Here is a 13,418-nt window from a genome sequence, read left to right as displayed (position 1 = left end):
ACCAGTTTGCCCCGTTGCCTCATATATTTCCTCAGACGAGCAACGCTTCACTTGGTTCAAGCACAGGATGCTGTACCGAGTGACCAATCTTGTAGATATGCGGATGTGTGTACGAACGGAACGCATTACGTGTATCCAGAATCGGTACACCCATCTCGGCAATATCAAAGTAAGGCAAATCGCTGTGGTTGGTGATCAGCACGATGCAATCGTACTTCTTGAACTGTTCCAGATTGAACACTTCGCTGTGTACGGTCTCGCCATGTTTGTCCTGGAAGGAATCCGCATGTGGGTCGTAGTAGCTTACGTTAGCTCCACTTTCCTTGAACAGTTCATATACTTCCAGTCCTGGTGATTCACGCAGGTCGGCAATATTCGGTTTGTACGACATACCGAGGAGCAGAATATTGGATTTACGTACGGATTTGGCGTATTCGTTCAGAATCGTTGACGTTTTGTTCAACACATAATATGGCATGTTGTCATTGGTAGATTGCGCCAGCTCAATGAATTTGCTATAGAAACGGAAACCTTTGGCCTTCCATGACAGGTACATCGGATCAAGCGGAATGCAGTGTCCACCGATGCCTGGGCCTGGATAGAATGGCATGAAACCAAATGGTTTCGTCGCCGCCGCGTCAATAACTTCCCAGATATCAATGCCCATACGATCGCACATCATCGCCATTTCATTTACAAAGGCAATGTTCACACTGCGGAATGTGTTCTCCAGCAGTTTGGACATCTCAGCCACTTTTGGTGAAGATACCGGTACTACGGTTTCTACATATTTGCTATATAGCGCTGTTCCGAGCTTCAAGCAAGCTTCAGTTGTGCCCCCGATTACTTTCGGCGTATTAAATGTGGTGAAACGTCCGTTCGACGGGTCCACACGCTCAGGCGAGAAGCAGAGGAAATAGTCTTTACCTGCTTCTTGTCCGATCTTGTCCAGCTGCTGCTGGATCAGTTCTTCGGTTGTACCTGGATAAGTGGTGCTCTCCAAGGTAATCAGCATACCTGGTTTCATATGCAGTTTGATCTGATCTACAACAGTCTCGATGTAAGACGTATCCGGGTCCTGATTCTCACTAAGCGGTGTTGGTACGCAGATACTGAGTGCGTCAATCACACGCAGCATGCTGTAATCTGTCGTTGGCTGGAAACGACCGCTTTGCATTACTTTTTTCAACTCATCAGACGAAATATCGTGAATATAGGAATCTCCTTGATAGATACTTTCTACTTTGGACGCATCCAGATCAATTCCGATTACCGTGAAACCTTGATTGACCATTTCCACGGCAAGTGGAAGTCCTACGTAACCGAGCCCGACGACGCCGAGTACAGCTTCTTTATTTTCAATCGCATTCAGTAATGTGTGGAATTGTTGATTCTCCATGATATTCCCTCCGGGCAGTGTATTTTGTTGATGCTTAAAATCCATATAAATAGATGAGTGTCTGTGCTCTAAATGTTGCTCTAATCTATCTGATTCATAGTGTCAAAAAAGCTCTTTCTTTGCACTTCACACAATCAGCTTATTCAAGCTATCTTCTAATGCAGGCAGCGTCTGATTCGGGCATCCAGCTCTACAGGCGAAAACGGTTTGGTCATGTAATCATCCACGCCGCTGCGGAAACATTGACTAATCGTCTGCTCGACACGTTGTTCGGTCAACACGACAATTTTGGGCGGCTGCTCCATCTCCAGGTTCTGGATATGATGGATGAACGGCAGACCGTCGATGCCATACAGATTCAGCTCCGTGAGCACCAGGTCTGGTGTAACCTTCTCGATCAACTCCAGTGCAGCCAGTCCATCGACAGCTTCATAGGTTTCGTACCCCTGCATCTTCAACCGCAATTGCAGGAATTCGCGTACCGTAGGATCGTTGTCCACAATCAAAATGCGTTCCGGCTCGTCCGCTGTAGTGTCCAGCGTGTAGATATGAATTTCCGACGAATCTACGAGCTTCGAGGATTCAGCCATATGCTGAATGGTTGCCTTCGAAGGGCGCTCCCCTTCCGGGAAACTGGCCAGTGTAATCTGTGGATCGGCACCGGGTACGGTCTCTTGCAACTCATGTTTGATCCGAAGTCCTTCATAATGAACTTCATCCAGTGACAACCCTGGCAGCAGGACGGCAATCGCCTGAGTGGCCCCATCCTTCCACACCTGGAAGGCTGTCCCGCTCGTCTGCTCCAGATGTGTCCTGACCTGCTGCTCAGGTTGAGAGTTTCCTGCACAATGGATGAACATTAAGCCGCATGTTTCGGCACCCGTTTCCTTCAAACCCTGTTCTACACTTCGGTACACATTAACGGCAGCCTCACGCTGCAATGTCGCCGTATTTGGCATGTTCTTTTCCACCCTTCTCCTCGATTATCTATATAAGTCCAAAAAATATTATTTACACTGACACTCCGATGACAGAACAGCCTTTCGATCACTGTTATCCCCAGATTTTTTGATTCCTTTATACAAGGGGAAATCCGGGGATAAAGGTATGCTTTCGATGCAGCTTTCTTTCAGAAAGCTTTTAGGTGCACGCTTCGCTTCTACAGGCTTTTTCTGCCCTCTCCGTTATCGTGTAAATGTCTAGTTGGACATATAATTGCTTTGATTATTCTTTAATCAAGCGGCTTCGCTTGTTTTCTTCTCATCCTCGGACCAGCTTTGCCGTGTCATGGTACCCCATGAGTTGTTGTTTTGCATGAACTGTACATGTCCCTGCAATCTCCACAGTACGCCCAGCTGATGGTAACCCACGAATTTCAGCGCGGAGTAGACGAGCATTTTGACCAGATCGGAGAGTTTGTTGTAACGCTTGAAAGCAATCTCCTCCAGAACAAGTGCGCCTACACTCAGCAGATAACCACTCACAAAGTTCAGCAGTCCGAACAGAACCAGAATCGGCCATTGTGTCATATCCAGAAGTACATATCCAGCGAGAGCCAGAAGTCCGGTAATCCGGAAATACGGGTTGAGCGCTTCAAAAAGGACGTTATATGGCATGGTCACCATACCCATAACCTTATATTTCGGATTGAACAGCATGCCCCGATTCTCCAGCATGTTCTTCAGGTTCCCACGGCCCCAGCGCTTGCGCTGACTGGACAAGATCCGGTAGGAATCCGGTGCCTGCGTCCAGCATACGGCCTCAGGACAGAAGGCAACACGATACTTCAATTTGTTTTCCAGCATGTAACGGTGAAGCTTGATGATAATGTTCATGTCTTCCCCAGGATAACCATCCCGGTATCCACCCACGGCGATAACAGCGTCCTTGCGGAACATGCCGAAGGCACCGGAGACAATGATCAGACCGTTCATGTGACTCCAGCCAATCCGTCCGCCCAGGAAGGCTTTGAGATATTCAATGGACTGGAACATCGGCCAGATCTTGCGTGGCAGTGATACATCTTGCACTGCCCCGTTTTCAATTTTGCAGCCATTAGCGATCCTTACATCTCCACCGATGGCTACTGTCTCTTCCGGATTCTCCATATACATGCGTGCCATGCGGATCAGGGCATCCTTCTCCAGCAACGAATCGGCATCGATGGAAGAAATCAACGGATAATGGGACAGGTTGATCCCCGCATTGAGGGAATCGGCCTTACCGCCGTTTTCCTTGTCAATGACATACAGATCAGGGAACTCTGGATTGTGGTAGATCCCACGAATTTTCTGACAGGCAATCTTGCCCCGAATCTTCGTATTGGGTACTGGCTTCAGACGATATTCTTTCAACAGGATATTCAGTGTCGCATCACTGGAGCCATCATTTACAACAATGACTTCATACGTTGGATAATTCAGCGTCATCAGACAGTTCACATTTTCAATAATCGTCAGTTCCTCGTTGTACGCCGGTACCAGCAGAGAGACCGAAGGCACCAGTTCCGAGCCTGACAATGTATTGTATTTGGAATAATGCGACCGTCGGAAGATCGTCCAGATATTACGGAACGATAAAGCCAGAATGGAAAAATAGAGCGTATTTACAAAAACAACATAGTAGATTGCGACCATGCCGTAGATTAATAGTAGATCCCTAAGCAGTGTAATCCCCTCCTACCGTAGCGACACCTGTGCGTTTCTTGCTGGTTCTGTTCTCTCGGACAGGGCCAAAATAACGATCGTATAGCAGTCTTTTTTTGTTATGTGCAATCATCTGCTCTACAGCTCTGTCATCGTTTCTCGTATGCTGCATGGTGCTCTCAATCTGCTGCATCGCAATCTCGCGCTCAGCAACTGTACCTTGCACCGCAGCCTGACACAGTGCTTCGAATCCCGGATCACCGAGCTTGCTCAGACTCTCCGCACTGTTATATCGAACTCTCCAGTCCTCATCCCGCAGCGCTTTGCGCAGCAATGGAATACTGCCAGATGCATGCTTCGAACCAAGCGCTTGTACCACTTCGGCGCGAACTTCCGGATCGGGGTCCTGGATCAGCTTCAGAATGGTCTCATCCCGGAGTGCCGGACTTGCGCTAAGATACAGCTTCACCGCCTCGGCACGTACATCCTGATGCTCTGCGCCTACCAGTCTGTCCAGTGCAGGCATCACTTCAGGTACAGCCTGTCCCCACATGGCAACCAGTCCGACTTTGACAAAATCAGGATTCCGGTCTTCCAGCAATTCAATTAGAATTCTGCTCGTATCCAGACTCGTTTCGAGCAGAATATCGGCTACCAGATGGTGAATGGACTTGCCTTTGGTTAACAGCAATGCCAGCATGTCTTTCAGTTCACCTTGCCGAGTCGTACATCTGGAGATGGATCGACCAATCATAATGGCCATCGGGCCCGGTTTCTCATCCTTCAGCAATTCCATCAAACCCGGAACAGCTTCGGGACAACGCATGCCACCCAAGCGATAAGCTGCATCAATCTGGCGACCATAACGCAGACGGCCCAGTTCCTTCAGATCATGCTCTACGAACCCTGCTTCACGGCACAGTGCGATTAATTTGTCGCGATACTCACCCTTGAACTGGTCGATCCATTCAATCAGCCTGTCCTGAATGACTCTGCGTTCCAGCGGAGCCAGCTTGCCTGGCGGCAATTTGAGTGGACTATTCTCGGTCAAAGCTGTTTGCAGATAGGTGAAGTAGTCACGCTGCTTCAATTCATAAAACGCCGTCTTGCGTCGTTTGCCATTGTGGGACATTTTCATGGCAAACAATACGATGACGCCTACAACAACAAGTGCGATACAGATGTACAAAAACAGATAGGCCAAAGCCAAACTTGGAAACATGTGAAAAGGTCCTCCTTTATACTTATTTATTCGATCTGAAAACTAGGAATTTTTTCATAGCTCTTCTTCATTTTTTCGTAGCTTATCTTCAGCCGTTCACTATACTGCACCTGCTCCCAAGGCTGCCAGCTATATACGGGCAATGTCTTCAGATCCAGGGTCGTCTGTTCACCCCCAGGCCAGGATACTTTCTTCGTGGCGCGGTCCGTTAACCACGGAATGAGGGTAATGCCTTCCACAGTAACTGTGGAGAACTCACGTCCATTCTTGAGCGGTCCATAGTCGATCGCTTGCAGCGAACTCGGATCACCGAACCCAAGCAGCATCCAGGGAATTCGCATCTCCACCTGATTGCCGTTATACTGCCATGCCGTTAATGAATCCGTATCGGACTGGCCGGGAGCTGTCGTTCCCCGTTTCAATGTTCCGACCTTTTCATTCATGAACGGTTGAGCAGATCGAGTATCCGGCGGTGTCATCCTCAGGCTGACTGCCAGATTCCATGGGTGGAACGGATCTGCGGAATCGGACTGCTGATCTGGCAGCATGTCGTATCCTTCTCTGCCGTACAGACGCTGATTAAAGTCATAATCCTTAGCAATCTCCACCTGTGATTCTTCATCCTGCCCCAGTGTAATCACCGTCTCAAGACCATCACTGAGCGTCCGGCCCGGGAGTAACTTGTCAGGCTGACTGCCTCCAGCAAGTGTATCGGTCCCAATTCGTAGCACTGTCTTAGCCGGGTCAAACGGTTGATCCAAGGTCAGCCCAATATACAGATAGGCTTCATCATGGGTCATCTTCATTTCCTGAATGCCGTCCACTTGGCCCTGCCAGGTCGTGACCTCTTCATCCTTCAGATCATCCCAGTCATCCAGTGATCCGTCGATGGTCAACTGTTCCTGTTTACCGGGGTCCATGGCAAGCAGGCCAAACATCTTCTCGTTTGTCAGTACGTTCAGCCAATATGCACGGCGATCAGCCGGGATTTCCAGTGGCATCGTGTTCCATGTTTTTTTGAACCATTCATCCTGCCACATGAACACAATTGCTCCCGAGTACCCTTCATCATAGATATCCTGCGTCAGTGACGCGTCAATATCTCCCTGCTCTACTTCGTTATGTCCACCCTGATTCCGTCCGCCCATACCCAGATGGGAAATACCAAGAGAAGAGGGTACGCCATACTCTGTAATCATTACAGGCATATCGGAAAACTCGGCTTTCAGCTTGCGCAGATAACTTTTGTACGTATTGTACTCACCGTTCTCATCCTTGATCGTTTGGAGTGTTTTATCGATATGGAACAGATCCGGGTAATACGGGTACACATGGTAGGCTGCAAAATAACCTCCCTGCCATGCCTCCGGCTGAATATGTCGGGCATCTACACTGACGAGATCCTCTTCATACAGCGGCTCGCCGGGATGATCCAGCACATCGGTCGTTACCCAATTGGTGAAGGTCATCGGATGTTCCCATCCATACTTCTTCTCCAGGACCGCCGTATGATCCAGTAACTCTGCGAGCCAGTTCTCGAACGGTGACGCTTCTGGACTCGCCGAGAAATAAGCTCCCTTGTACTGCGGCACGTCTGCATGTTTTGCGTTTGTGTTGTCTACCATCGCCGGGTCCCATTCCGTCCCCACATGCCAGGCCATCAGGTATTTTCCTGCATTCGTTTTGTATTTGCCGCTGGACTCTCCCTGCTTGGCAGGAATGTCCGCATCGCCATAGACAGCAGATACGGCCTTTTCAATCTCCTGCTTGAACGTCTGCTCAATATGGGCTGCATAGGCATCCTGTTTCTCAATCAGCTCTTCTTCAGGTGACCATATGCCCTGTATAAAATATAACGGTTGCTCCCGGCCGCGGTTATATTCGACCAATGCGGAGTAGAAAATCGGTTCGTGAACCGTGTATACCCGGATTACATTGGCTCCCAGATCCTCGATCTGCTGGAACCACCGCAAGTAATCCTCTTTGGTCAGCGGGAATTCTCCCGGGTAATGCCCCGGTGAAGTTGCGCCCAGGTTAACACCTTTGACGAACATCTCCCTCCACGTTCCATCTGGCCCGTATTCCATGAACCGGTCTCCATCGGTCTTGAATTTCATCTCCGTGCCGTTCTCCGCTGTGTACGTAACGAGCTTGGGTTGCATATAGTGCCATCCGGCAAATATCCCACCGGTCACCACCACTGCTCCTGTCAACACCGTTAATAGCCAGCGTCTTCGTCTTTGTCTGCTCATGTCTTTAGATTGCTCACCTCTCTAATATGCATCCTGCTTCAACATCGAATGGTCCAACATGAAGTTTACGAATCTTTCCGCTTCGGATGTCCGCTTGGTAGAGATGTCAGCGGTGTAGTTCTCACTATAGCGCTAAGACTCTGCATTTGTAACTAGGCTGATGGAAGCAAACATGAAATGGAACATTCTGCCCATAATTCGTAAAAAGCGCCATCAACTAGCACCCGAAAGCCTCCAGGATACGTCTGATTCCCAAACACTAATATTTGCTGGAATCGCATGGATTAGATACCCTGCTGATCTTGCACTTCTGGAACCTTTATTGTTATGTGCAACGCGGGTACAGGCAACGTTTGCCGTTTGAACACATACCCCATTAAACGCGAGTTATATTTTAAAGTTGCGGACCTTTTTACAGTATTAACCATAAAGATTACAAAATTGATACTATAGTCCGATAACGCATCAGCGATATTCCGCGTCACATCAAGGTTTTCTGAAAAATGCAGAAAATCAAAAAAGGACATCAGTCCCCCTCTATAGGACTGTGCCCATTTATAACCCTTTTACAAAAACCCAAATGAACGCCCGGTCATCACCCGGAAGTCATGGATCTCTCACATTAAATGTAAAAAAGCACATCTTATTTCCTAATTTCTGCCTCTAATATAGCTAACCCATAATTGTGTCCAATTTGCAAAATAATTCCGGTTGCCGCATTTCGAATTGTCGGATATGCTTATAAACAAGAACACTTGTTCCATACTGTAAATAAACTGTTAATTATCGATGTTCAAATGAATATAATTGCTTCTTAACATAAGAGCTTAGCATCACGAATAAGGAGAGAAGTCTTATGCCCCGCCAAGACAGACGTGTCATCATGCTGGCAGACTGCCAGTCATTCTATGCCAGTGTGGAGAAGTCTGCACACCCTGAATACAAGGATCGCCCCCTCGTTGTTGCGGGAGATCCGGCGCGCCGTTCGGGCATTATTCTTGCGGCCTGTCCACTCGCCAAGTCCTATGGAATTACGACAGCAGAACGACTGGGCGAAGCGCTCGCCAAATGTCCGGATGTTGTTGTTGTTCGCCCCCGGATGGCCGAGTACATTCAGGTGTCCCTTCATATTACGCGTATCCTTCAGTCTTACACCGATCTGGTGGAACCCTATAGTATTGACGAACAGTTTCTCGATGTCACCGGAAGCCTGGATCTGTTCGGCAGCCCCGAGACGATTGCCCGCAGCATTCAATCGAGGGTGATGGATGAGACGGGTGTGTACATTCGAATCGGTATCAGTGATACCAAGGTCGTTAGCAAAATGGCCTGTGATCTGTATGCCAAAAAAGTCCCTGGAGGCATCTGTACGCTACCTCGCAAAGATCTGCCTTCAACCATCTGGGAGAAGCCTGTGCGAGACATGTTCATGGTCGGTTCCCGCATGGCGCAGCATCTCTACAAGATGGGCGTCCATACGATCGGTGATCTTGCCCAGACCCCACTGTCCCGACTGAGAGAACGTTGGGGTGTGAATGGCGAGGTACTGTGGCGTATTGCTCGCGGTATTGACGATTCCCCGGTCAAACCCGGGACCTATGCTCATCAGCAGCAGGGAATCGGACATCAGATGACGCTGCCCCGGGACTATGACTCCTGGGAAGATATCAAAGTGGTACTGCTTGAACTGGCGGAACTCGTCAGTCGACGTTCCCGGGACAAATCACTCATGGGCCATGTGGTCTCGGTTGGTTGTCGCGGACAGGATTATGATCGGCCAACCGGTTTCTCCCGCCAGATGAAGGTGAATGAACCCACCAACATTACGGATGAAGTATACGATGCGGCAGCAGCTCTGTTCCTGCGCCATTGGGACGGATTACCCATCCGCCGCATCAGCGTGTCATTGACCGGACTTGTACCCGATTCTGAAGTACAGCTGTCCTGGTTTGATGACCGTGAACGCAAACGAGAACTGGAGCGTGCCACGGATGATATCAAGCGCAGGTACGGAGATACCGCCATCATGCGGGCATCCTCCCTCTGCTCGTCCGCGCAAGCCCATGAACGTTCTCATAAAATTGGAGGTCATTATAAATGAGTAAAAAATTGCAGCAAAACGGTATCTTCGAGTCCTCACGCATGATGCTCCCCGAACACCGGGAAGCCTATATTCTTCATCAGGAACAACTTGCTCCTCGTACCCGCCCATCCCTGGATGCCCAGGCCGCGGAAGAAATGTCCCGTTTGCTCAGCAACTCGATGATGCTTGGAGATAGGGTCACTATTACGTTGTTTCACGAACATGACGATATCCGTTACACGGGGCAGGTGCTTCGGCTGGACCGTCCTGCCCGGACCCTCAGACTACTGATGGAAGATGGGTCCCGGGATATTCAGATGAACCTCATTACGGATGTGGCGCTTGCCAATGAATGAATTAATAAATGAAGGCGTATATACCCACCTCGATGTTGTGGATGTTCCATGATAGATGCAGCATCGTCGTTACCATGCAGGACTGCCTTCCTACACATCCTGATGAATACCAAAAACAGCCGACGAAACATATCCCGAACATTCACTTCGTTCTAAAGAAGCAAAATATCAGATACGTGATTCATCGGCTACATATAAGGGTACAGCTTCTTTTTTCTGAAAAACTTTTAGAAAAAGCTCCAGTCGAATTCCTTGGACAGACGCTCGAGCAGATGCACGCCAGCAATACTGTTGCCTTTGCGATTCAGAGCCGGGCCTACAAGACCAATGCCGAATTGTCCTGGTACAAGGGTCAAGATGCCTCCAGATACACCACTCTTGGCGGGCAAACCTACCTCGATGGCAAATTCGCCTGAAGCATTGTACATCCCACAGGTCGTCATAAAGGTTTTGGCAATCTGAACATAGCGACGAGGGATGAGTTCTTCTCCCGTAATTGGATCTGTTCCATTATAGGCCAGAACGAGTGACATTCGCGCCAAATCTGCACAGGTGACTTCAATGGAGCAATGACGGAAATACACGGCGAGTACATCTTCCACGTCATCCTTGATTACACCATTATGCTTCAGAAAATAACCAAGTGAACGGTTCAGGTGACCGCTCTCTGATTCGGACTCGAATACCTCTTCGTTATAGCCCAGCTGATCATTATTCGCCAGTTTGCGGAAAAACTCCAGAATGCGGCGTGATTTCTCTTCCTTACAGTCTCCTCCAACAAGCGAGGACACCGTAATCGCACCTGCATTAATTAATGGATTAAATGGAATACCGGGTTCAACCAATTCAAGCTTGATCATCGAATCGTAATCGTCGCCTGTCGGTTCTTTTCCTACATTAAAGAAAACCGCTTCTTCCCCATGATCCATCAGGGCCAGAATAAGGGTAAATACTTTGGAGATACTTTGCATCGTAAATGGGACACCGCAATCCCCTGCCGACACATGGTTCCCTTCGGCGTCCATGATATGTATACCAAGCTCATCCTGAGAGGCTTTGACAAGCTCTGGAATATAAGAAGCCACTTTACCCTGCCCAGTGTGCAAACGACTGGTCTCCAGCCACTCCGGCAGCAATGCATTCAGACGTTCCATGGTTGAATTGCTCATATGTCATCTCCTCCACATCTCTATATTAGCAAGCATCTTGCATGAAATGTGCATGCGTGAACTCCCACGGTGATAATGAGCTTCAGCCATCTCATGCAAGATGCCCTATATTATCTGATTACCCTCAGAACAGTTCCTTTACCGCTTCGTTTGAAGATTTAACTCCAAAATCTCACCAGGAAGACCATCGTAATCACCTGTCCAGGTGGATACAAAGTTCTGTCTGGTCAAGATCCGGCGGGAAGCAGCGTTAGCCGGATCGATAACTGCATAGAGTGATCCAATCCCTGCGGCTTGTGCCTGAATAATCAACCGTGACGCTATGGATGTACCTTGGCCTTTGCCCCAATGTTCAGGCAGGATCATGTAACCTATCTCAGCCTTGGTCGGGTCCTCCTGATCCGGAATCAATTTGGCATACGCCACACCGGCACCATCTTCACTAAATACCCGGTAATGTCCGCAAGTGGAACGCTCATTAAACTCCAGCATGGACTCAAATTGCGTTCTCGCCTCTTGCTCCGGTATTGCACGTTCTGTAATCTGTTTCATTACTTCCATATTGGAAACCAATGCATAATAATCATCAAAATCAGGTTGTGTGTATTTAATGAACTTCATGATATGCCTCCTCTGGGGTACATAACTTGGTCTTAGTCTTGATGAATTCATCTAGAGTATAACAGATGCGAATGATGGAATGCACACAGGGCACCACGCTTGCAGGCAGCCAGATGGTCCGATAGGCCAACAAGTCAGCAATCTGACAACTGTAGATACCAAAAAGCGGCCTCAACTGGAGACCGCTTTGTTTATTTTGTTTTTTAATTTGCTTTTTAAGATGAAGAAATATTCTCTGTTCCGTAATTCCAGTGCATGTTGTTAGCTTGCCCGTGATGAAGGGTTAAGGTTCATCTGTTTTTCACGTTGACGTGCACGACGACCTTGACCTGGAGGGGTGATGATCAGTGCGAGCAACAGCGAGACAGCGCAGAGTACAGCAATCACGATGAAGGTTAGATGGAATCCGCCCAGCAGAGCGCTGATGAATGATCCTGCCAAAGCACCAAATCCAAATCCCTGATAGATCACACCATAGTTTTTGCTCTGATTCTTCAGTCCGAAGTAATCAGCCACAATCGCCGGGAATACGGTAATGTTACCGCCGAAGCAGAATGCAACGGCCGCGACACAGGCGAAGAAAATTCCGAAGGTCAGTGGAACCAGACTAAGTGTCATGACAGCTACGGCTGTAACAAGCAGCGCACCAGCAATGACCTTCATTCGTCCTACTTTATCCGACAGCGCACCGAGAATAATACGTCCTGCCGTGTTAAAGATTGCAACCATGGCCACTGCGTTCGCAGCGGTAGCTACATCGAGACCTGCAAGCTGTACACCGATATCTTTGACAATACCGATCAGATACAGACCGCTCATACACGCCGTGAAGAAAATAACAAACAGCATGTACGCTTCTTTTGTACGCAGCATCTCTTTCACCGTGTAGTCATGACGTGCCACGACTTGTTTGGATCCTTCCTTGCTTGCCGGAGCCTGTTCACGAACAACCGCTTCACGAATCAGGAATGATCCCGCAACGACCAGAACCAGAACAATAATGCCCCAGTACATAAATGCCTGAGCAGGACCAACGGCACCAATCAATGCCGAGTTCACATATTTGAACAATAAACTACCGGTACCAAAGGCGCCGACCGAGATCCCCGAGATCAGACCTTTACGCTCCGGGAACCATTTGATCAGATTAGACAGTGACGTAATGTACGCCGTACCATCTGCAAAACCAACAACAAATCCAGCCAAAATGTACAGCAGTGTTAGCGAAGTGACTTGGGAACTCAGAATAAGACCCAGCCCAAGCACAACCCCGGCTACACGGATCAGGCGCTGAAGACCCCAACGTTCCTGCAACCGTCCTGCAAACAATGTGGCAAAAGCCAAAGCAAAACTGGTAATTGAAAAAGTTATCGCGACCGAGCTGACGTCCCATCCGAAACGATCAGACAGCGGTTGATTAAATAAACTCCAAGTATAGATGGTTCCAAGACCCATTTGTACAATGATGGTCCCCAAAACAATAAGCCAGCGGTTCATTTTTGTAGGTGCAAATGTTGATTCAGGTGTTGATGAAGCTGATGAAATTGCTGCTTTCATCGTGATCTCCCCTTTGCCGATGTCATATACATGAATGCGTTCACAAGCTAATCATACATGAAAGGGGATTCATTACACCGTTTTGAGCATGAGTTGCATCAGATGCGGAATGAA

The 13,418-nt window shown here is 48.5% G+C and carries 10 protein-coding genes; 2 read left to right on the top strand and 8 right to left on the bottom strand.

All coding sequences use genetic code 11. From position 1 onward, the window contains the following. Positions 1 to 31 precede the first annotated feature (31 nt). The 5 genes from MKX68_RS21520 to MKX68_RS21500 all read right to left on the bottom strand — a co-directional run bounded on the left by MKX68_RS21520 (position 32) and on the right by MKX68_RS21500 (position 7,518). On the bottom strand, positions 32 to 1,399 hold the full coding sequence (locus MKX68_RS21520) for a nucleotide sugar dehydrogenase (RefSeq protein WP_091028694.1): 1,368 nt from the start codon (positions 1,397 to 1,399) through the stop codon (positions 32 to 34). A gap of 155 nt (positions 1,400 to 1,554) precedes the next feature. Beyond that, positions 1,555 to 2,358 carry a response regulator transcription factor gene (locus tag MKX68_RS21515; protein ID WP_339309990.1) on the bottom strand — a complete coding sequence of 268 codons (804 nt, stop codon included), beginning with the start codon at positions 2,356 to 2,358 and terminating at the stop codon, positions 1,555 to 1,557. 276 nt (positions 2,359 to 2,634) lie between these two features. Further along, positions 2,635 to 4,035, bottom strand: coding sequence for a glycosyltransferase family 2 protein (locus tag MKX68_RS21510; RefSeq protein ID WP_340017904.1), 1,401 nt, complete (start codon positions 4,033 to 4,035; stop codon positions 2,635 to 2,637). A 22-nt stretch (positions 4,036 to 4,057) separates the two neighbouring features. Further along, the gene (locus MKX68_RS21505) at positions 4,058 to 5,266 is read right to left on the bottom strand and encodes a HEAT repeat domain-containing protein (protein WP_340914031.1); all 1,209 of its coding nucleotides are present in this window, start codon (positions 5,264 to 5,266) and stop codon (positions 4,058 to 4,060) included. 26 nt (positions 5,267 to 5,292) lie between these two features. Then, positions 5,293 to 7,518 carry a hypothetical protein gene (locus MKX68_RS21500; protein ID WP_340914030.1) on the bottom strand — a complete coding sequence of 742 codons (2,226 nt, stop codon included), beginning with the start codon at positions 7,516 to 7,518 and terminating at the stop codon, positions 5,293 to 5,295. Between the two features lie 856 nt (positions 7,519 to 8,374). On the opposite strand from MKX68_RS21500, the gene MKX68_RS21495 reads away from it, so the two are divergent. Both MKX68_RS21495 and MKX68_RS21490 read left to right on the top strand, forming a co-directional pair. Next, complete coding sequence (locus tag MKX68_RS21495; RefSeq protein WP_340914029.1) at positions 8,375 to 9,619, top strand: DNA polymerase IV; 1,245 nt, start codon at positions 8,375 to 8,377, stop codon at positions 9,617 to 9,619. Beyond that, positions 9,616 to 9,957, top strand: a complete 342-nt coding sequence (locus tag MKX68_RS21490; RefSeq protein WP_091028686.1) for a YolD-like family protein — start codon at positions 9,616 to 9,618, stop codon at positions 9,955 to 9,957. Before MKX68_RS21495 ends, MKX68_RS21490 begins: the two co-directional genes overlap by 4 nt. A gap of 227 nt (positions 9,958 to 10,184) precedes the next feature. On the opposite strand, the gene glsA is transcribed toward MKX68_RS21490, so the two are convergent. From glsA to MKX68_RS21475, 3 genes are all read right to left on the bottom strand, one after another. Then, positions 10,185 to 11,126, bottom strand: a complete 942-nt coding sequence (gene glsA / locus MKX68_RS21485) for a glutaminase A (protein WP_338587844.1) — start codon at positions 11,124 to 11,126, stop codon at positions 10,185 to 10,187. Positions 11,127 to 11,264: 138 nt separating this feature from the next. Beyond that, positions 11,265 to 11,747, bottom strand: coding sequence for a GNAT family N-acetyltransferase (locus MKX68_RS21480; RefSeq protein WP_340914028.1), 483 nt, complete (start codon positions 11,745 to 11,747; stop codon positions 11,265 to 11,267). Positions 11,748 to 12,008: 261 nt separating this feature from the next. Beyond that, the gene (locus tag MKX68_RS21475; RefSeq protein WP_091034815.1) at positions 12,009 to 13,244 is read right to left on the bottom strand and encodes an L-lactate MFS transporter; all 1,236 of its coding nucleotides are present in this window, start codon (positions 13,242 to 13,244) and stop codon (positions 12,009 to 12,011) included. Between the last annotated feature and the right edge of the window lie 174 nt (positions 13,245 to 13,418).

The organism is Paenibacillus sp. FSL M8-0212, assembly GCF_038004645.1.
In the GTDB taxonomy this organism is placed as follows: domain Bacteria; phylum Bacillota; class Bacilli; order Paenibacillales; family Paenibacillaceae; genus Paenibacillus.
The sequence above is the reverse complement of the archived record's forward strand: the minus strand, read 5'-3'. Positions and strand labels throughout refer to the sequence as shown.

Excerpts from the sequence above, each read along its gene's own strand:
- MKX68_RS21520 (WP_091028694.1), bottom strand. The coding sequence starts at position 1,399 with ATGGAGAATCAACAATTCCACACATTACTGAATGCGATTGAAAATAAA.
- MKX68_RS21515 (WP_339309990.1), bottom strand. The coding sequence starts at position 2,358 with ATGCCAAATACGGCGACATTGCAGCGTGAGGCTGCCGTTAATGTGTAC.
- MKX68_RS21510 (WP_340017904.1), bottom strand. The coding sequence starts at position 4,035 with ATGGTCGCAATCTACTATGTTGTTTTTGTAAATACGCTCTATTTTTCC.
- MKX68_RS21505 (WP_340914031.1), bottom strand. The coding sequence starts at position 5,266 with ATGTTTCCAAGTTTGGCTTTGGCCTATCTGTTTTTGTACATCTGTATC.
- MKX68_RS21500 (WP_340914030.1), bottom strand. The coding sequence starts at position 7,518 with ATGAGCAGACAAAGACGAAGACGCTGGCTATTAACGGTGTTGACAGGA.
- MKX68_RS21495 (WP_340914029.1), top strand. The coding sequence starts at position 8,375 with ATGCCCCGCCAAGACAGACGTGTCATCATGCTGGCAGACTGCCAGTCA.
- MKX68_RS21490 (WP_091028686.1), top strand. The coding sequence starts at position 9,616 with ATGAGTAAAAAATTGCAGCAAAACGGTATCTTCGAGTCCTCACGCATG.
- glsA (WP_338587844.1), bottom strand. The coding sequence starts at position 11,126 with ATGAGCAATTCAACCATGGAACGTCTGAATGCATTGCTGCCGGAGTGG.
- MKX68_RS21480 (WP_340914028.1), bottom strand. The coding sequence starts at position 11,747 with ATGAAGTTCATTAAATACACACAACCTGATTTTGATGATTATTATGCA.
- MKX68_RS21475 (WP_091034815.1), bottom strand. The coding sequence starts at position 13,244 with ATGAACCGCTGGCTTATTGTTTTGGGGACCATCATTGTACAAATGGGT.